This window comes from Streptomyces sp. NPDC057287, assembly GCF_042667905.1.
Taxonomy (GTDB): Bacteria; Actinomycetota; Actinomycetes; order Streptomycetales; family Streptomycetaceae; genus Streptomyces.
This window is the reverse complement of the sequence record NZ_JBHUYV010000004.1, coordinates 293897-313061: the sequence shown is the minus strand read 5'-3', so window position 1 is coordinate 313061 and position 19165 is coordinate 293897. Positions and strand designations below refer to the sequence as shown.

The window sequence follows — 19165 nt, the reverse complement described above, 5'->3', positions numbered from 1 at the left end:
GGAGGGGCCCCGGACGAAGAGGGCCCCTCCCGCGTCGGCACCTGCCCTCCAAATGGTCGCCACCGGGGGGAAGTTGCTGGCAGACTGCGCAGGTGGAGCGGCCACCTCATCTGCAGCGGAGCACGTCATGACGACCGGAACACCTCAGCCCCCCATCGACACCAGCAGGCCCCACTCGGCCCGTGTGTACGACTCGCTGCTCGGCGGCAAGGACAACTATCCGGTCGACCAGGCGGTCGCCGAGCACCTTCCGGCCGAGGCGAAGGCCGGCGCCTTCCAGAACCGCGCGTTCATGAACCGCGCGACGGCCTGGCTGGCCGGGGAGGGCGTGGACCAGTTCCTCGACATCGGCACGGGGATCCCCACCGCGCCGAACCTGCACCAGATCGCCCAGGAGACCAATCCGGCGTCCCGGGTCGTCTACTGCGACAACGACCCGATCGTCCTGCGGCACGCGGAGGCCCTCCTCGTCAGCCGTCCGGAGGGGGCCACGGACTACGTGCACGCGGACGTGCTCGAGCCGGCCACGATCATCGAGGCGGCCCACAAGGTCCTGGACTTCGACCGCCCCATCGCCCTCTCACTGCTGGGTCTCCTGCACTTCCTGCCCGACGACGTGGACCCCGTGGGCATCGTGCGCACGCTGACGGCCGAACTGCAACGGGGCAGCTACGTGGTGCTGTCCCAGGGCGCGTCCGACGTGAACCCCGAGCGCGGCGAGCAGGGCGCGGCCGAGTACGGCAAGGGCGGCATCCGGCTCGCGCTGCGCACCCGCGCGGAGTTCGCCCGCTTCTTCGAGGGCCTGGACATCGTCGAGCCGGGTCTGGTGACGGCCCCCGAGTGGTTCCGCGGTGCTCCGGCTCCCCGGCCGGAGTTCAGCGGCGTGTACGTCGCGGTCGCCCGTATCCCGTAGCACCGGTCCGGAAGGGACGTCCTCGTGGCAGACGGACATCAGCACGCGGCAGCCGTGGCGTTCGACGCCATCGGCGACGCCTACGAACGGGCCTTCGCCGGCTCGGCCGCGCACCGGGCCTCACTGGCCCGGCTGCTCGGCGTACTCGCTCCGCACAGCAGGATCCTGGACGTCGGCAGCGGAACGGGCCGGCCGACCGCAGACACGCTGGCGGCCGCCGGACACGAGGTGCTGGGTGTGGACGTCTCGCCCGTCATGGTCGAGCTCGCGTCCCGCCGGGTTCCGGCGGCGTCCTTCCGGCAGGCCGACATCCGCGGGATCCCCGTCGAGGAGGAGGGCTTCGACGCGGTCTGCGTCTACTTCTCGCTCCTTCAGATGTCGCGCGAGGAGCAGCGTTCCGTCGTGACCCGGCTGGCGGGCGCGCTCCGGCCCGGTGGGCATCTCGTCCTGGCGACGGTTCCTCTGGACGTGGAGGATGTGGGCGCCGTCTTCATGGGCCAGGAGGTGCGGGTGACCAGCTTCGGCCCTGAGGCGTTCAGGGCGCTCGCGACCGGGGCCGGGCTCGTCGTCGAGGACGAGGACGACTCCGTGTTCACCCCGGCCCACCCCGGCGCCGTACCCGAGCCGCACCTCTTCCTGCACTGCCGCCGGAAGACGGTGCGGCCGGGTCACTGACGCCGCCGCGCGTCAGACCGGGCCGTTGCCTCCGGGCTGCAGCAGCTGCTCCGTCCAGATGACCTTGCCGCCGTCGTCGGTGTAGCGGGTGCCCCAGCGTTCGGCCAGCTGGGCGACGAGGAAGAGACCTCGGCCGCCTTCGTCCATGCTGGCCGCCTGGCGCAGATGGGGCGAGGTGCTGCTGCGGTCGGACACCTCGCAGATCAGCGTCCGGTCGCGGAGCAGCCGTACGCGGATCGGGCCGGTGGCGTAGCGGATGGCGTTGGTGACCAGCTCGCTGAGGATCAGCTCGGTCGTGAACGCCTCCTCGACCAGATCCCACTCGGCCAGCTTGCGGGAGACCTGGGCGCGGACCTGGGAGACGGCCGAGGGGTCCGAGGGCACGTCCCACTCGGCCACGTTCTCCGCGGCCAGGCGGAGGGTGCGGCCGACCAGCAGGGCGACGTCGTCGCGGGCGCGTTCGGGCACGAGGACGCGGAGCACGACCTCGCAGGTCTCCTCGGGCGTCCGCTCGGGGTGCCCGGCCAGGGTGCCGCGCAGCAGTTCCAGCCCCTCGTCGATGTCGCGGAGCCGCTCCTCGACGAGCCCGTCGGTGTAGAGCACCAGGCGGCTGTTCTCCGGAAGCTGGATGTCCAGGGTCTCGAAGGGCATGCCGCCCAGTCCCAGGGGCGGGCCGCCGGGCACGTCGGCGAAGGCGGCGCTGCCGTCGGGGCCGACGATCACCGGCTGGAGGTGACCGGCCCGGGCCATGCTGCAGCGCCCGGACACCGGGTCGTAGATCGCGTAGAGGCAGGTGGCCCCGGTGACTCCGCCGCCCTCCGAGCCCTCGGCCGACTCGTCCTGGTCGATGCGGGCGACGAGCTCGTCCAGGTGCCACAGCAGCTCGTCGGGGGGCAGGTCCAGGGTCGAGAAGTTGTGGACGGCGGTGCGCAGGCGCCCCATGGTGGCCGCGGCGTGGAGTCCGTGCCCCACCACGTCCCCGACCACGAGTGCGACCCGGGCACCGGGCAGCGGGATGATGTCGAACCAGTCGCCGCCGACCCCGCCCAGCCCACCGAGTCCGGCCTGCGCGGGGAGGTAGCGGTAGGCGGCGTCGATGGCGCTCTGGTCGGGGAGGCCCTGTGGCAGCAGGCTGCGCTGCAGGGTGACCGCCACGTTGTGCTCGCGTGAGTAGCGGCGCGCGTTGTCTATGCTCACGGCGGCGCGGGCCACGAGCTCCTCCGCGACGGACAGGTCCTCGTCCTCGAACGGCTCCGGCCGCTGCGCCCGCCAGAACATGGCCACGCCGAGGATGACGCCCCTTGCCCGCATCGGGACGGCCATCAGGGAGTGGAACCCGGACTCCACCATGCGCTCGGCACGATCCGGGTGCTGCAGCTGCCAGCCGGAGAGCCGCGTCAGATCGGTGTCGAGGACGGCATCGCCCCTGAGCAGGCCTGCACCGATCTCCGTGGTCGGCAGGAAACGGATCACCGACCCCAGGGGGTGGAGTCCCGTGTCCCCGCGGGCGCCGCTGAAGGCCGACCGGCGCAGGCCCTCGCTGCCGGCGCGGACGGCTGTGGGCTCCTCGCCGCGCAGCACGCCCTCGGCCAGATCCACGGTGGCGTAGTCGGCGAATCTGGCCGTGCCGAAGTCCGCCAGCTCCTCACACGTCCGTACGACGTCCAGGGCGGTGCCGATCTCCGTGCCCGCGTCGTAGAGGAGCTTCAGACGGCCGCGCGCCATGGCGGCCTTGCCCGTGAGGGCCTGAAGCTCCGTGGTGTCCCGCAGGGTCGTCACGGAGCCGGGCGGTCCGCCGTGCCTGTCGGTGGCCCGCTGGCTGACGGCCAGGAGACGGTCCCCCACGGAGTGCACCTCGTCGGTCGCACTGCGTCCCGAGGTCAGCAGTTCGGTGGTGGCGGGGTCGAGGCCGAGCTCCCCGACGGGCCTGCCGTCGATGTCAGGGGGGAGACGGAGGAGCCTTCGCGCCTCGTCGTTGGCCAGCAGCAGCCGCCCGTCCCCGCCGATGATGAGCACGCCTTCCCGGACGGAGTGGAGGACGGCGTCGTGATGCTCGTACATCCGGGTCATCTCGGTCGGGCCCAGACCGTGGGTCTGGCGTTTCAGCCGCCTGGTGACGAGGGCCGTACCGCCCATGGAGAGCAGCAGTATCCCGGCGGCCGAGCCGAAGAGGAGGGGGAACTGGTTCTCGACGACGCCGCTGACGTTCTTGATGGTGATTCCGGCGGAGACCAGGCCCACGACCTTGCCGTCCGCGCCGGTCACGGGCACCACTGCCTGGATGAGCGGGCCGATGGTCCCGTTGATCTTCTCGGTGACGACCTGGCCCTTCAGGGCGGGTTCCACCTCGCCGACGAACCTCTTGCCGATGCGGTCGGGCAGCGGGTGGGTGTAGCGGACGAGGTCGAGGTTGGCGACGACGATGAAGTCGACGCCGGAGCCCTTCCGCGCCGCCTCGGCCTTCGGCTGCAGCACGGCGGTGGGATCGGGGCTCTCCAGGGCGGCTTCCATGCCCGGGGCGTTGGCGAAGGTCTCGGCCACGGCGACGGAGCGGTTGCGGGCCTCGCGCTCGCTGTCGGCGCGGGACTGCAGCACGAGCGCGGCCACGGCGGCAGCGACGATCAGCACCACGATCGCCACCTGCAGGAGAAAGACCTGACCAGCGAGGCTTCTCATGCGGAGAAGCGACCGCGGGCGGCCGTAGCGTCCGGCCATGTCCCCCTTTTTACACCCTGCCCATACGCCGGGCGAGCCGTGCGCGGCGGCTTTCGGCACCGGGCCGCGGGTGAGCACCGCTCAGACGGTTCCGGATGTCCGGACCGCCCCGGCGTCCTCGCGAGCCGTCCGGTCCGGCCACCAGACGCGCGGCCCGATGTCCAGGAAGAGCGAGGTGACCAGCACGGACCGGACGACCAGGGTGTCGAGGAGGACACCCAGGGCCACCGTGAAGCCGATCTCGGCGAAGGCCACCACGGGAAGGGTCCCGAGCGCGGCGAAGGTGCCCGCCAGGACCAGGCCGGCCGAGGTGATGACCGCGCCGGTGGCGGCGAGTCCCGTCACCACGCCCGCCCGGGTGCCCTGGTGCAGGGCCTCCTCGCGGATCCGCGTGGTCAGGAAGATGTTGTAGTCGATCCCGAGCGCCACCAGGAACACGAAGACGAACAACGGGAAGTCCGTCGTCTCGCCCGCGTAGTCGAAGACGTGGCGGAAGGCGAGCGCGCTGACGCCGAGCGCGGCGGCGAAGGACAGCACCACCGTCGCGACCAGCAGCAGGGGTGCCAGCAGGGCGCGCAGCACGAGCGCGAGGATGATCAGGACGACCAGCAGCACCAGGGGGATGATCAGCAGGTTGTCGTGCCGGGTGGCCGCGTCCATGTCGAGTGCCGCGGCGGTGTCGCCCCCCACCTGGGCGTCGGCGCCCGGGATCCGGTGCACGGCGTCGCGGACCCGCTCCACGGTCCGCTCGGCCCGGTCGCTGTCCCCGGCATCGGTGAGGGTCGCTTCGAAGATGGCCCGGCCGTCGTGCACCGGGCGCGCTCCGGGCGGCACGACGAGGGACCCGGGCACCACCCCTCGGGTCCCCTCGACGGCACCGCGCACCTGGGCGCTCCGGTCCGCCGCCGCGATGACGACCAGGGGGCTGCCGCTGCCGGCGGGGAAGTACCTGTTCTGGATCTCCTGGCCGGCGACGGAGTCGGGCTTGTCGGGGAAGGAGTCGGCGTTGCTGAGCCCTGCCGCGCGCAGCTGGAGAAGCCCCAGCGAAAGGGCGGCGAGCACCAGCGCGGTCGCCACCCAGACCCTGCGGGGGTGTACGGCGAGCCGCTGTCCGGTCCGGGCCCAGAATCCGTGCTCGGTGGGCTCGGAGGAGCCGAAGTGCGGGACGACCGGCCAGAAGACCCAGCGGCCGAAGATCACCAGCAGGGCCGGGAGGAGCGTGAGCATGGCGATCAGGGCGACGGCGACGCCGATCGCCGCGACCGGCCCGAGGCCGCGGGTCGAATTCATCTCGGCGGCCAGCAGGACGAGCATGCTCAGCACCACGGTGCCGCTGCTGGCCAGCACGGCGGGGCCGGCCCGGTGCAGCGCGCGGGCCATGGCCTCGTGACGGTCCTCGTGGCGCCGCAGCTCCTCGCGGTAGCGGGCGACGAGGAGCAGGGCGTAGTCGGTACCGGCGCCGAAGACCAGCACGGTCAGGATGCCCGCGCTCTGGCCGTTCACGGTGAGTCCCGCGTGCGCCGCGAGCAGGTAGATGAGGGCCTGCGCGGTGAAGAGGGCGGCGACGACCGAGACCACGGGCAGCACGAGCAGACTGGGACTGCGGTAGGTGATCAACAGCATGACGATCACCACCGCGAGTGCGGCGAGGAGCAGGGTCGAGTCGATGCCCGAGAAGGCGTCGGAGGAGTCGGCCGCGACCCCTCCGGGGCCGGTGATGTGGACGGTGAGCCCTCCCCCGCCGTGCCCGACGACGTCCCGCACGGAGTCGACGGCGGGGCCGATCCGCTCCCAGCCCTTCTCGTCCATGGTGACGGGGACGAAGATCTGGGCGGCTGCGGGAGTGGTCTTCCTGTCGTAGAGGGGGCCGCGGGTCTCCTCACCCCGGACGCCGTGTGCCCGCAACGCCAGCAGCTGCTTCTTGTCCGCGGCGATCCGGGCGCGGTCCGCCGCGGTCAGCCCGTCCGCGCGCGCGTAGACGACGATGGCGGTGATGACCTCGGGGCGGAACTCCTTCGACTCCTCCCAGACCTGGGTGGACTCGGCGCTGCTCGGCAGCCAGGACGTGGCGTCGTTGTCCTGGGCGCCCGTGAGCTTCCCCGCGAGGGGCGCGGCGACGACGAGGACGACGAGCCAGAGGACCACGACGAGCCATTTGGTGCGGCGTCCGCACAACAGCCGGGCCACTTCGCGCATGACTCTCCCGCCCCTTCGTACCGTCCCGTGGCGGAGACAGTAGGACGAGGCGCGCGGGCCGCGTCCGCGACATGCCGTGGGCCCCGGCCGCGAGCCACGGTCGGACCACCGGCGGGTCCCCTAGGGGCGGGCCGGGCGGCCGAAGCGCACCGGGACGCCGGGTGAGTACAGCACGTTCACCGGCGGCCCCCCGGGCGCGGGCAGCCCGGCCGCCGTCACCAGGCCCTCGTCGCATTCGAGGAGCTGTGCGCGGTGCAGTGGCCAGCGCGGGTGCGCGTTGGGGAGGTACACGGTGCGCCCGTGGAAGGTGCTGTGCATGCCCCAGCGCGCGGTCAGGAAGTGTTCCAGCTCGCTGGGCGCGCCGATCCGGTCACCGGGGCGCACCACGATCCGGCTGTGGGCACCCCCGGTCCCGGGCAGCCGCCGCCTGCCGGCGTAGGTGACCGTGTCCGCCTCGTGCCGGATCTCCATCCGGGACCATACGTACGGGAGCCGGAAGACGGTCCGCGCCACGGCCACGGGGATCAGCCTGGAGGCGTCGAGCGAGCGGAAGACCACCCCGCGCCTGCCGTGCGCGTCCCGCGAGTACAGCCGGACGTTGGTCTCGGGGAAGGTGCCCAGGTAGGGGATGCCGGGGAGGCGGAGCCATCCGACGCGGTACATCCGGAAGGCCACGAGTCCGACGTAGGTGACTCCGTCCAGGGTGTCCGGCACGGTTCCGGCGGGCAGGAGCGGCGCCACGTCCGCCGGGTCGGCCGCCCAGTGCAGGAACGTCAGGTCCAGCCACGACTGCGTCATCAGCGGCTTCATCGCCGGGTGCGGCGGGTCGGGGGTGACGGGCTGCGGTGTACGGGAAGGGAGCGGCACCCTGCCAGGGTGCCAGACGGGCCGGGCCTTTCCGGAGGGGAGACGGCTACTGCAGGGCGCGTACCGCGGCGTTGAACAACGGGGGCAGGCGGTGGGCGGCGGGCACGATCAGTCCGGCGGTCAGCGGATGGCCTGCGGCGCCCAGCAGCGCCCCGGTGAGGAGACGGTGACGCCGCGTCAGCCGTGCCCACCGTGCGGGATAGGCCTCGGGCCGTCCCGCGAGCAGGCAGTCGACCGCCGCGCACGCGGTCGCCGTCGCCAGGGCGACGCCCTCGCCGGTCAGCGCGTCGACGTAGCCCGCCGCGTCGCCGGCCAGGAGCACCCGCCCCGCTGCCGGGGCGACGGCGCTCTGGCGCAGGGGGCCCGCGCCCCGTACCGGTCCGGCCTCCAGACCCCGGAGCGCAGCCGCCAGCGCGGGGAAGGCGGCGAGGTGCTGCTCGTGGGAGCGCCGGTGGCGGCTGAGCACGGCGACGCCGACCAGGCCCTCCCCCACCGGTGTCACGTACGCCTCGCCGTGGCGCGACCAGTGGACTTCCACGAAGTCGGTCCAGGGTGCGATCCGGTAGTGGCGGCGCAGCCCGTACCGGCGCGGCGCGCCGGGTCGGCGATCGAGGCCGAGCGCGCGGCGCACGGGCGAGTGCAGGCCGTCGGCCGCGATCAGCCAGCGGGCCGTCAGCCCGGCAGCGGTGACGCTGTCGCGCCCCTGGGTCACCTCCCCCGCCCTGCCCGCGACGACGCGTACCCCGAGCTCCGCGGCCCGCCGGTGCAGTGCCGCGTGCAGTTCGGTCCGCCGGACACCGAGCCCCGAGCGGCCCTTGAAGGCCGCCTCGGCCTGCCGGGAGCCCTCGACGTAGCGGATGCCCCGGAGTTCGCGGCCTTCCGGAGCGACTCCGAGCGCGCGCAGGGCCGCCACCCCGCTGGGCATGATGCCCTCGCCGCACGCCTTGTCCACGGGCGCGGGGCGGGGTTCGACCACGACGGCCTCCAGGCCCGCGGCGGCCGCCCGGATCGCCGCCGCCAGCCCCGCCGGACCGCCGCCCGCCACCAGGATGTCGATCACGCGCGTGCGTCCGCCCCGGCGAGGCGGGCCAGCGCGCCGTCCTCGCACCGGACGCGTACGGACATGAGCGCCGCGTTGCCCACGGTGAACAGGACGGCGGTCACCCAGGCGCCGTGGACCAGCGGGAGAGCCGCTCCTTCGGCCGCGACCGCCACGTAGTTGGGATGGCGCAGCCACCGGTAGGGTCCGCCGGTCACCAGGGGCAGGCCCGGGACGACGATGACCCTGGTGTTCCAGCGGCGCCCCAGGGTGCGGATGCACCACCAGCGCAGTCCTTGCGCGGCGGCCACCACCGCCACCATGCTCCAGCCGGACCACGGCGCGAACGGGCGTTCGGCCAGCCATGCCTCGGCGACGCACCCGCCGAGCAGGGCGGTGTGCAGGGCCACCATCACGGGGTGGTGCCCGCGGCCTGCCTCGGTGCCGCCCCGGGCCAGGCTCCAGCGGGCGTTGCGCAGCGCCACCGCGAGCTCGGCGAGGCGTTCGGCGGCGACGGCCAGGACCAGGGCCGTGTACCAGATCATCGGATTCCCTCCGGACTACCAGCGCAGCAGCACCAGTTCGCAGCAGAAGCCGGGGCCCATCGCCATCAGCAGACCGGGCGTTCCCGGCTCGGGCCTCCGCTGCTCCATCGTGTCCCGCAGGACGTGCAGGACCGAGGAGGACGACAGGTTGCCGACCTCGGCCAGCGAACGCCAGGTGACGTCGAGGGCGTCCTCGGGCAGGGACAGGACGTCGGTGACGGCCTCCAGGACCTTGGGTCCTCCGGGGTGGCACACCCAGCGGCCGACGTCCTTCGGTTTCAGCCCGTGCGGTTCCAGGAAGCCGCCGACGTCCTCGGCGAGATACCGGCGTACGACGTCGGGGACGGCCGGGTCGAGCACCACGGTGAAGCCGGAGCCCCGGATGTCCCAGCCCATGACGTGTCCGGTGTCCGGGTACAGGCGGCTGCGGGTGTCCACGACCTCGGGGCCGTCCACCCGCGCCGGGTGCCCGTCGCCGATGAGGACCGCCGCCGCCGCGCCGTCGCCGAACAGCGCGGTCGCGACCAGGTTGGCGGGGCTCGCGTCGTCGCGCTGGAAGGTCAGGGAGCAGAGTTCGACGGAGAGCAGCACGGCCACCTGCCCGGGGTGGCCGATGAGGTAGTCGTGCAGCCGCGCCACCCCTGCGGCGCCCGCGACGCAGCCGAGACCGAAGACGGGGAGCCGCTTCACGTCGGGGCGCAGACCGAGACGTCCGACGAGCCGCGCGTCGATGGAGGGCGCCGCGATCCCGGTGACCGAGGTGAACATCAGCAGGTCCACGTCGGCGGGCCGCAGGCCGGCCTTGCGCAGGGCGCCGCGCACGGCTTCGGCGCCCAGGTCGACGGCCGCGCCGATGAACACGTCGTTCGCCGCCCCGAAGCCGTCCAGTTCGCCGTAGCGCTCCAGGGGCAGCACCATGTTCCGGGTGCGTACACCCGCGTTCGCGTGGATCCGGTCCAGGACGCGGCGGTCGGCCCCCGCGGGCAGGCAGGTGCGCGCCACCATGTCGGTGACGTCCCGCTGGGTGCGGCGGTGGGGCGGCAGGGCCCCGTGCACGGCCGCGATCCGGGTCACCCTGGCCACCGCTTCGGAGAGGACATGTCCCTCATCCTGCCTACCTTTCCGGGCAAATCGGTGCACCTGCGGCGCGCGGCTGCCGTGTCCGTGTGCTCGGGGGTCCCTACGATCGCCCCGTGGACACCACCGACAGGCCTCCCGCGCACACCGGCGCCGTACGCCTGCCAGGGGTGCCGGCGGCACTGGCGCTGTCCTGCCATCCGGGTCCCGTCGTGGCGGTGACCGCACTGGTCACCGCACTGGCCGTCAGTTCGGGTCCGGACAGCGGCCGGTGGGCCCTCGTCGCCACCGCCGTGCTGACCGGGCAGCTCTCGGTGGGCTGGTGCAACGACGCGCACGACGCCCTCCGCGACGCCGAGGCCGCGCGCCCGGGGAAGCCGGTGGCGCGGGGTTCCGTGGGGCGGCAAGTGGTGTGGGGCGCGGCGTTCACGGCTCTGTTCCTCTGCGCGGCACTCTCGTTCGCGTGCGGTGCGGCAGCGGGTGCGGTGCATCTGACCGGGGTCGTGGCGGCGTGGGCGTACAACCTGAAGCTCAAGGAGACGGTGGTGTCCTGGCTGCCGTACGTGGTGGGCTTCGGCAGCCTTCCGTGTCTGGTCGCCCTGAGCCTGCCCGGCCGTCCGTGGCCGGCGTGGTGGGCGGTGGCGGCGGGCGCGCTGCTCGGTGCCGCCGCCCACCTGGGCGACGTGCTGCCGGACATCGAGGCGGATCTGCGGGCCGGCGTCCGCGGTCTGCCACAGCGGCTGGGCCCGGCCCGCACCCGGCTGCTGCTGCCCGTCCCGCTGGTGGCGGCCACGGCGGTGCTGGTCCTGGGGCCTGCCGGGGCCCCGGGCGGAAGGGGTGTCGCCGCGCTCTGCGGGGTCGCTCTTCTCGCCGTGGTCATGACGTCGGTGTGCGCCGGTCCACGACCGGCCGGGGCCTGGCGCAAGGCGGCGCTCGCGGGGACGGTCGTGGTGGCCGCGACGGACGTGGCGCTGCTGCTGGCGCGGGGTGCGGAGATCACCTGACGGCCCGTACGGTCGCGGTGGCGGGTCCGTACGGGCCGTCGGGCGCGGCGGCTCCCCCTACTGGCCGGCGAGACCGGTGTGCGCGATCCCGCGCACGATCTGCCGCTGGAAGAACGCGAAGACGATCAGGAGCGGCATCCCGGCGATCACCAGCGAGGCCATGATCTGGGCGTAGCGCACCCCGAAGGTCGACTGGACGTTGACGAGACCGACGGGCAGGGTCATGCCGCCCGGGTCGGTGGTCACGAGGAACGGCCAGAGGAAGTTGTTCCAGGTGGAGATGAAGGTGAAGATCGCGACGGCTGCCAGCACGGGCCTGGACAGCGGGATGACGATCGTCCAGAACACCCGCCAGCGGCCGGCGCCGTCGACGAAGGCGGCCTCCTCCAGCTCGCGCGGGACGCCCTCGAAGAACTTCACCAGGATGAACACCATGGCGGGCACGGCGACCTGGGGCAGGATCACACCCCAGTACGTGTCGACGAGGCCGAGCTGGACCATCTCGCGGAACAGGGGCGCGATCAGCACCTGCGGGGGCACCATGATGCCCGCGAGCACCAGTCCGTAGAGCAGCCGTCGGCCCCGGAAGTCGGTGCGGGTGAATCCGTACGCGGCCATCGCGCACGTCACGACCGTCAGCAGGGTGGTCATGACGGAGACGTACGCCGAGTTCATGAGCCAGACCAGCAGGTCGCCCGACTCCCAGACCTTGCTGTACGCGTCGAACGTGACGCGCGAACCGACCCAGGAGAGCGGCGTCCTCGTCGTGTCGCCCTCCGGTTTCAGGGAGGTGGCGACGGCCCAGGCCAGCGGCAGGAGCCAGGCGGCGGTGAGCAGCAGCGCGACGACGAGCAGGACGATCCTGCCGGGCGTCCAGCGGGGACGGCGGCCCTCGGCGTCGGCGGCCCCCACGGACCGCGGGGCGGTGCGGGTGGTGACGGTGGTGGAACCGCTCACTTCGCGGCCTCCTCAGCTCGGCGCCGGGACAGCAGCTGCTGCACCAGGGAGACGGTCAGGATCAGGGCGAAGAAGATGTACGAGACGGCCGAGGCGTAACCGATGCGGTACCCCGTGAAGCCCTGCTGGTAGACGTACTGCAGGATCGGCCGGGTCGACTCGTCGGGGCCGCCGCCGGTCATGATGTAGACCTGGTCGAAGATCTTCAGCGAGGCGAGCACCTGGAGAACCACGACCAGTCCGGTGGTGCGGCGGAGCAGCGGGAGGGTGATGTGCCAGAGCCTCTTCCCCGCGCCTGCTCCGTCCAGCTCGGCTGCCTCGTGGAGGTGCACCGGGATGGCTTGCAGGGCCGCGAGGTAGAGCAGGAAGTTGAAGCCGACGGTCCACCAGACGGTCGTCGCCACGATGCTGAGCATGGCGTACCGCTCGTCGGTCAGCCATCCGATCTCCGGTGTCAGCCCCACGGCCGCGAGCATCTGGTCGGCGAGGCCGAAGCCGGACGGCAGGATCATGTTCACGAAGAGCAGGCAGACGACCCCGGACGGCAGCAGGAACGGAGCGAACCAGCTGAGCCGCCACAGCCACTGCACCACCCTCAGCTGGTGGGCGAGCAGGGCCAGTACGAGGCCGACGACGACGAGGGGGACGGTGGACAGGACCGTGAACCAGACGGTGTTCCACAGCGAGGACCACACGTCGGGGTCGCGCACGGCCTCGGCGTAGTTGTCGAGGCCGACGAACTCCCCTCCGCTGCCGGTGATGTTCTCGCTGGTCAGGCTCATACCGAGGCCTGATATCAGAGGCCAGACAAGGAAGATGGCGTAGACGAGGAGGAAGGGCGCGATGAACACCAGACCGTGTTCGGTCCACTTCCTGCGCACGCCGCGGGCAGGGCGCCCGGCCGCGCCTGGGGCGGGCTTCGCCACGGGTGCGGGCGCCGCCGCGGTGGTGGAGGTCATGACGCGGCTCCCGGGAGGGGGTTGCGGGTGTCGAGGAGCTCGCGCAGCCGCGCCTTGGCCTCGGTCAGCGCGTTGCGCGGGCTCCGCGACCCGGTGAGGACCCCGGAGAACACGGCACCGAGCTCGATCCACATCCGGGAGGCCGAGCCGGCGAACCACGCGGGTTCGTCCAGCGCCACGTCGTCGATGACGGCACGGTATTCGGACTGCGGCTTCAGGGCGAGGTACGCGGGATCGTCCAGGACCGGCAGGTAGGCGGGCACGTGGCCTCCCCGGGCCCAGGCCACGGAGTTCTGCAGCATCCAGGCGGCGAGCGTGTGGGCGGCCTCGTCGGTGGCGCCGCCGCGGTCGTCCTGGTGCGGCAGGACGAAGGCGTGGCAGTCGGCCTGCGTGGCCGCCGTGCCGAAGAGCGCCGGGATGCGGGTCATGGAGAAGGGGAGCCCGGTGGTCTTGAAGGTGGTGATCTCCCATTCACCGTTGAGGTGGAAAGCGGTCTTCCCGCCGTTGAAGACGCCGATGGATCCCGCGTAGTCGACACGGCGCACCATCAGCCCGTCCTCGACGAGCCGGGCCAGGTACTCCAGCACCCGGAGCGCCTTGGCGTCGTCGAGGGCCAGGCGTTTACCGTCCTCGGAGAGCACCGTGCCGCCGGTCTGGGCGTAGAAGCTGGAGAAGAGGCGCCAGGGGGTGATGCAGTCCGGTCCGAGTGTCTCCGTGACCAGGCCCGGCTGCCCGGTCGCCTTCTTCGCTGCGCGCAGTGCGTCGGCGAACTCGTCCGCGCCGCTGATCGGCTTGAGCCGGCCGCCCGCCATGAGTCCGGCCTTCTCGCAGACCTCGGTCTGGTAGTAGAGGACGAAGGGGTGGGTGTCGAGCGGGACGGCGTACTGCTTCCCGCCCACCTGGCCGCGGCGCCAGATGTCCGGCGGGAAGTCCTTCTCCTGCACACCGTGTTCGGCCAGCAGATCGAGGTCGAACGGGTCGAGGAGCCTGCCGGGGGCGAAGCCGGCGAGCCGGGCGAGGTGCAGGGCTGCGAGCTCGGGGGCCCGGCCTCCGGCACCGGCCATGCCGAGCTTGGTGTAGTACGGGGCGCCCCACTGCAGGGTCGACGCCTCCAGTGCGATGTCCGGGTGCCCTGTCCGGAAGTCGTCCAGCATTCCCTGCATGTTGACGCCGTCGCCGCCGCCGAACAGATGCCAGAACCGCAGCAGGGTCTGTCCCGGCCCCGCGGCGGTGGCAGGGGCGGCGCAGCCCGACAGGGAGCCCAGGGCTCCGGCGGTGACCAGGGCGCCGGCGCCGCCCGCGAGGGCTCGGCGCCGGCTGAGGAGGGGTGGATGCATGGCGGCTCGTCTCGACTCGTCTCTGAGGTGCGGGGACGCGCGAAGGACAGGCGGAGCGTTCGATATTTCGACGCCCGCCCGTCACTTCGGACGGGACCGTAGGCCCGGGAAAACGCGGCGTCAATGACTCGCGCTGAAACTGCGAACGATGTTCGACATCACGAACGGATACCCGCTTTCCGGCCCCCTGGCCGGGGGTCGGGAGCATGGACGGACGGACCCACCCGAGGAGATATCGCGGGGATGAGGACACATTTCTTACTGGGGGGTAGGCCCGCCCGGCATCCTTGCTATACCTTCCGTCTAACAAGAGGACCGGAAGACCGCCCGGCGTGGCCGGCTCCGGCCCCTTGCCTGTTGCTGCCGTCATGTCCGTTACGCAGCACGGCATATGACGACACGTCATTCACCATCACATGCGAAGAACCAAGGACATCGCTGACGAACCGAGGAGCCGCACCATGGCAAGCAGCACCGTTCGACCGGATGCCGAGGACCGGGCCCCCGAGGACCACCTCACCCGTCGCCTGCTCGAATCGGCCGCCACCCTGGCGTACGACCCCGCCACGGAGGTCGACTGGGACACACCGCTGGACAAGGGGTTCCACGGAGCGAGCCCGGAGTGGAGCACTCTGTACGGCACCACGTACTGGGGAGAGCTCACCGAGGACCAGCGCAGGGAACTGACGCGCCAGGAAGCCGCTTCGGTCGCCAGCACCGGCATCTGGTTCGAGATGATCCTTCAGCAGATGGTCCTGCGCGACGTCTACGCGAAGGACCCCACGAGCGCGGACGTCCAGTGGGCGCTGACCGAGATAGCCGAGGAGTGCAGGCACTCGATCATGTTCGCCCGCGGGGCGCAGAAGCTGGGCGCTCCGCCCTACCGGCCGCGCCGGTTCGCGGTGGAGCTGGGGCGGGCCTTCAAGACGCTCGCGTTCGGCGAGGCGGCGTACGCGGCGATCCTCGTCGCCGAGGAGGTCCTCGACGTCATGCAGCGCGACTGGATGCGGGACGAGCGGGTCGTGCCCTTCGTCCGCACCATCAACAACATCCATGTCGTCGAGGAGTCCCGGCACATGAAGTTCGCCCGCGCCGAGACCCGCAAGCACCTCAGCGGCGCGGGCCCGGTGCGGCGCCGGATCAACGCGCTCGTCATCGCGATCGCGTCGTACGTCATCGTCACCAGCATGGTGAACAGGGACGTCTACGCCAACGCCGGGCTCGACGCGAAGCGCGCCCTCGCCGAGGCCGGAGCCAACGAGCACCACAAGTCGATGATGCGCTCCAGCTGTTCGGGCCTCATGGACTTCCTGGCCTCGGCCCGCCTGCTCACCAAGCCCGCCCTGGTGTTCTACAAGCGTGCCCATCTGATCTGAGCGGACGACATGACCTACGCCATCACCCAGACGTGCTGCAGCGACGCCACCTGTGTCTCGGTGTGTCCCGTCAACTGCATCCATCCGACGCCGGAGGAACCGGACTTCGGCCGGACGGAGATGCTGTACATCGACCCGAAGTCCTGTATCGACTGCGGTGCCTGCGCCGACGCCTGCCCCGTGGAAGCGGTCTTCCCGGTGGACAGCCTCCCTGCCGCACAGCAGGAGTACGGCCCGCTCAACGCGGCGTACTTCGCGGACCGGGACCCCGGACAGGCCTCCGAGGGGCCGAACTTCCACGTGTGGGGTGAGCCGGCCTTCGAGCGCAGCCTGCCCTCCGACTTCGCACCGCTCCGGGTCGCCGTGGTGGGCACCGGGCCTGCGGGGATGTACGCCGCCGAGGACCTGCTGCTCCACACGAGCGCCGAGGTGACACTGATCGACCGGCTGCCCGTCGCGGGCGGCCTCATCCGCTACGGCGTGGCGCCCGACCATCTGTCCACGAAGAGGGCCGGAGACACGTTCGCCAGGTTCCACACCCACCCGAGGGTCCGCATGCACCTCGGACTGGAGGTGGGCCGGGACATCACTCCGGAGGAACTCGGCGCGCACCACGACGCGGTGGTCTACGCGGTGGGCGCGTCCGCCGGACGCCGGCTCGGGATCCCCGGCGAGGACCTGGCCGGCAGCATCTGCGCGACGACGTTCGTCTCCTGGTACAACGCCCACCCCGAGATCGCCCCCGACGCCGTGGACCTCTCCGCCGAGCGGGTCGTCGTGGTCGGCAACGGGAACGTCGCCCTGGACGCGGCGCGGATCCTGGTCTCGGACCACGAAGCGCTGGCCTCCGGGGACATCGCCGGTCACGCGCTCGACGCCCTGCGCGCCGGCTCGGTGCGCGAGGTGGTGCTCCTGGGGCGGCGGGGGCCGGAGGATGCGGCGTACACCCGGTCCGAGCTGCTCGCACTCAAGCACCTGCCCGGCGTGGAGCTGGTCGTCGACGACCACGACCCGCGGACCGGTGCGGCCATCGACGCGGCGGGTACGGGCGACAGGGCCGCGCTCCTGCGGGGCGTCGCCCGTGAGGCGGTGGACTGGTCGGCGCCGCCGCCGGAGGGCCGCCGCATCGTGTTCCGCTTCCACTCCTCGCCCGTGGAGGCGCTCGGTGACGCCGCCGTGGGCGCCGTCCGGGTCACGGACGGCGCGAACGCCCGGACGAGCGGCGGCACGAGCGGACGGGACATCCCGGCCGGACTGCTGCTGCGGGCCGTCGGCCAGCGCGGAATCCCGGTCCCGGGGCTGCCGTTCGACGAGGTGACGGGCACCGTGCCGCACGAGGGCGGCCGGGTGGCCGGCCGGCCCGGGACGTACGTCGTGGGATGGATCAAGCGCGGGCCCACGGGCGGCATCGGGGCCAACCGGACCTGCGCCGCGGAGACGGTGGGCACCCTGCTGAACGACGCCGTCGCCGGCACGCTGCCCGCACCGGAGTACGGCGCGAAGGCCTTCCATCGGCTGGTACGGCGCCGTAACCGGCACGTCGTGGACGCCCGCGGCCTGGCGGAGATCGACCGGACCGAGCTGGCGCTGGGCCGCCGCGACGGCCGCCCGCGGGTCAAACTGGCGACGGTGCCCGAGCTGGTGGCGGCGGCCAGGGGCCGCCGTCGGAGGATTCCCGGCCGGCCTTCGGACTGAGTACTGGGACCGGCCCGTCGACCGTGCGTCGGCGGGCCGGTCCGCGTCGCGCCGGCCCCAGGCGGGCCCTCGGCAACTCCTTTACGAGCAGACGGTATTGCATGCTTAGGTTAGGCTTGCTTTACTAAGCATCGTCCATCGTTGCTCCGCGGACGAACCCGTGGGGACCCTCCGGCCGGAGGCCGGCCCTGACCTCAGGCCCTCCTCCCGGTCGTCGCCACGTGAGGAAGAACCTTGCACCAACCGAGCTCTCCGGGGGCGGTTCACGATCCCCGGACCGCGGGCATGACGCCGTCGAGCGCGCTCGAACTCAACGCCTACCTCATGTACGCGACGGGCAAGGCCGCGCGCCGCAAGCTCACCGACACGCTGACGGCGCACGGGCTGCGGCTGTGGCATCTGACCATCCTGGCCATGCTGGACGACGCCGGCCGGCTGTCCAAGGGCGATCTCGCCGCACGGCTGGACATGAACCAGAGCGATCTGACCCGAACCGTCACCGGCCTCGAGGCGACCGGCTACGTCGAGTGCGCCCGCGACCCCTCGGACCGCCGCCGCATCGAGGTCTCCCTGACGCCCGTGGGCAGATACGCGCTGGCGCGGCTCAGCTCCGACGTGTCGGCCACCGAGGCGTACCTCCTCGCCCCGTTGACCCGCGAGGAGCGCGAGGTGTTCGCCTCACTGCTGCGCCGCGTCCACGCGCACCTGGAACAGGACCGGGCCGGGGACGCGACGACCCTTGCCGAGCCGAGGAGGACGGGACCGGCCGGCGGGCACGACACGCGTCCGGGCACCCTTCGGCCCGTGGGATCCCGTCCCTCCCCCTGAGGCCGCGATCACACGGAGCTACGGGCATCCCCCATGGGCACCACGCCGTGCGGTCCGGCACCGGACCGCTCCGCCTGCCCGGTGAGCGCCGCCAGGCGTTCGGCGTCCCGCGTGCCGGGCTCGGCGGTGTAGATCATGACGTGCAGGTCGCTGCCCGCCACCGTGAGCACGTCGCAGTCCAAGGTCACCGGGCCGGCTTCGGGGTGGTCGATGGTCTTGCGTGCCGCCTCGTGCCGGCCCGTCGCGCCGGAGTCCCACAGCTCGGCGAATCTGTCACTGTGCGTGCGCAATTCCGCGACCAGGCGTTTCAGCGGTTCGTCGGCCGGATAGCGGGCGGCGGCCGTACGCAGGTCGGAGACCAGGGCGGCCTCGAACCTGGCCCGGGACGTGGAGGTGTGCCGGGCCCTGCCGGGCGGGCCGACCATGTTGCGCCACACCCCGTTGCGTTCGTTGCCCCGCCATCCCGACGGGTCGCCCATCAGCGCGGCATAGGGCGCGTTGGCCTGCAACAGGGTCCAGGTGGCGTCGGAGACCGCGACGGGTGTCCCGGCCAGCCGGTCCAGCATGCGGTGGACGCTCGGCGGGATGAGGGCGGGCACCGTTCCCGGCCCCGGCGTGGCCAGACCGGCCAGCTGGAACAGGTACGCGCGTTCCTCCCCGCCCATGCGCAGAGCGCGTGCCAGGGCCTCGACGACCTGTGCCGAGGGGTGGGAGGCACGGCCCTGTTCGAGCCGGGTCACATAGTCGACGGAGATCCCCGCCAGCAGTGCCAGTTCCTCCCGGCGCAGTCCGGCCGCCCTCCGCCGGCCGCCGTCGGGCAGCCCCGTGTCCCCCGGTGAGACCCGGTCGCGCCGGCGGCGCACCGCCTTGCCGAATTCCGCCGTCGCCATGCCACCAGTGTGCACCGGCCGCCGCCCGCCGTCCTGGTACCGGCGGTCCCAGGAAAACCGGGTCACTGGCTTGATCCGCCGCATCGGCACAC

The 19165-nt window shown here is 72.5% G+C and carries 16 protein-coding genes; 6 read left to right on the top strand and 10 right to left on the bottom strand.

Annotation, left to right across the window (positions count from 1 at the left end):
- Window positions 1-127 precede the first annotated feature (127 nt).
- Together ACFUNE_RS10265 and ACFUNE_RS10260 are read left to right on the top strand one after the other, a co-directional pair.
- Window positions 128-913 carry an SAM-dependent methyltransferase gene (locus ACFUNE_RS10265; RefSeq protein ID WP_383564720.1) on the top strand — a complete coding sequence of 262 codons (786 nt, stop codon included), beginning with the start codon at window positions 128-130 and terminating at the stop codon, window positions 911-913.
- 24 nt (window positions 914-937) lie between these two features.
- Entirely contained in the window at window positions 938-1588 is a 651-nt protein-coding gene (locus ACFUNE_RS10260) for a class I SAM-dependent methyltransferase (RefSeq protein ID WP_383564718.1), read from the top strand.
- A 12-nt stretch (window positions 1589-1600) separates the two neighbouring features.
- Here the strand turns inward: ACFUNE_RS10260 and ACFUNE_RS10255 are convergent, their stop codons facing one another.
- The 6 genes from ACFUNE_RS10255 to ACFUNE_RS10230 all read right to left on the bottom strand — a co-directional run bounded on the left by ACFUNE_RS10255 (window position 1601) and on the right by ACFUNE_RS10230 (window position 10024).
- The gene (locus tag ACFUNE_RS10255; protein WP_383564716.1) at window positions 1601-4303 is read right to left on the bottom strand and encodes a SpoIIE family protein phosphatase; all 2703 of its coding nucleotides are present in this window, start codon (window positions 4301-4303) and stop codon (window positions 1601-1603) included.
- Between the two features lie 81 nt (window positions 4304-4384).
- On the bottom strand, window positions 4385-6499 hold the full coding sequence (locus tag ACFUNE_RS10250; protein ID WP_383564714.1) for an MMPL family transporter: 2115 nt from the start codon (window positions 6497-6499) through the stop codon (window positions 4385-4387).
- A gap of 120 nt (window positions 6500-6619) precedes the next feature.
- Entirely contained in the window at window positions 6620-7366 is a 747-nt protein-coding gene (locus ACFUNE_RS10245) for a YqjF family protein (RefSeq protein WP_383564712.1), read from the bottom strand.
- 46 nt (window positions 7367-7412) lie between these two features.
- The gene (locus tag ACFUNE_RS10240; protein ID WP_383564710.1) at window positions 7413-8426 is read right to left on the bottom strand and encodes an NAD(P)/FAD-dependent oxidoreductase; all 1014 of its coding nucleotides are present in this window, start codon (window positions 8424-8426) and stop codon (window positions 7413-7415) included.
- Window positions 8423-8950, bottom strand: coding sequence for an isoprenylcysteine carboxyl methyltransferase family protein (locus ACFUNE_RS10235; protein ID WP_383564708.1), 528 nt, complete (start codon window positions 8948-8950; stop codon window positions 8423-8425). Before ACFUNE_RS10235 ends, ACFUNE_RS10240 begins: the two co-directional genes overlap by 4 nt.
- Before the next feature lie 15 nt (window positions 8951-8965).
- A complete protein-coding gene (locus tag ACFUNE_RS10230; RefSeq protein ID WP_383564706.1) occupies window positions 8966-10024 on the bottom strand; it encodes a type III polyketide synthase in 1059 nt (352 codons plus the stop codon).
- Between the two features lie 119 nt (window positions 10025-10143).
- Here ACFUNE_RS10230 and ACFUNE_RS10225 point away from each other — a divergent pair, with 119 nt between their 5' ends.
- Complete coding sequence (locus ACFUNE_RS10225) at window positions 10144-11031, top strand: UbiA family prenyltransferase (RefSeq protein ID WP_383564704.1); 888 nt, start codon at window positions 10144-10146, stop codon at window positions 11029-11031.
- A gap of 57 nt (window positions 11032-11088) precedes the next feature.
- Here the strand turns inward: ACFUNE_RS10225 and ACFUNE_RS10220 are convergent, their stop codons facing one another.
- From ACFUNE_RS10220 to ACFUNE_RS10210, 3 genes are read right to left on the bottom strand one after another with little or no spacing between them, the layout of a single operon-like run.
- Window positions 11089-11988 carry a carbohydrate ABC transporter permease gene (locus ACFUNE_RS10220; protein ID WP_383564702.1) on the bottom strand — a complete coding sequence of 300 codons (900 nt, stop codon included), beginning with the start codon at window positions 11986-11988 and terminating at the stop codon, window positions 11089-11091.
- The gene (locus ACFUNE_RS10215) at window positions 11985-12947 is read right to left on the bottom strand and encodes a carbohydrate ABC transporter permease (protein ID WP_383564700.1); all 963 of its coding nucleotides are present in this window, start codon (window positions 12945-12947) and stop codon (window positions 11985-11987) included. Before ACFUNE_RS10215 ends, ACFUNE_RS10220 begins: the two co-directional genes overlap by 4 nt.
- A complete protein-coding gene (locus ACFUNE_RS10210) occupies window positions 12944-14284 on the bottom strand; it encodes an extracellular solute-binding protein (protein WP_383564698.1) in 1341 nt (446 codons plus the stop codon). Before ACFUNE_RS10210 ends, ACFUNE_RS10215 begins: the two co-directional genes overlap by 4 nt.
- Before the next feature lie 461 nt (window positions 14285-14745).
- On the opposite strand from ACFUNE_RS10210, the gene ACFUNE_RS10205 reads away from it, so the two are divergent.
- The 3 genes from ACFUNE_RS10205 to ACFUNE_RS10195 all read left to right on the top strand — a co-directional run bounded on the left by ACFUNE_RS10205 (window position 14746) and on the right by ACFUNE_RS10195 (window position 18183).
- Window positions 14746-15660, top strand: a complete 915-nt coding sequence (locus ACFUNE_RS10205) for a diiron oxygenase (RefSeq protein WP_383564696.1) — start codon at window positions 14746-14748, stop codon at window positions 15658-15660.
- Between the two features lie 9 nt (window positions 15661-15669).
- Window positions 15670-17355, top strand: a complete 1686-nt coding sequence (locus ACFUNE_RS10200; RefSeq protein ID WP_383564694.1) for an FAD-dependent oxidoreductase — start codon at window positions 15670-15672, stop codon at window positions 17353-17355.
- A 285-nt stretch (window positions 17356-17640) separates the two neighbouring features.
- Window positions 17641-18183, top strand: a complete 543-nt coding sequence (locus ACFUNE_RS10195) for a MarR family winged helix-turn-helix transcriptional regulator (RefSeq protein ID WP_383564692.1) — start codon at window positions 17641-17643, stop codon at window positions 18181-18183.
- An 8-nt stretch (window positions 18184-18191) separates the two neighbouring features.
- On the opposite strand, the gene ACFUNE_RS10190 is transcribed toward ACFUNE_RS10195, so the two are convergent.
- Entirely contained in the window at window positions 18192-19073 is an 882-nt protein-coding gene (locus ACFUNE_RS10190; protein ID WP_383564690.1) for a helix-turn-helix transcriptional regulator, read from the bottom strand.
- Between the last annotated feature and the right edge of the window lie 92 nt (window positions 19074-19165).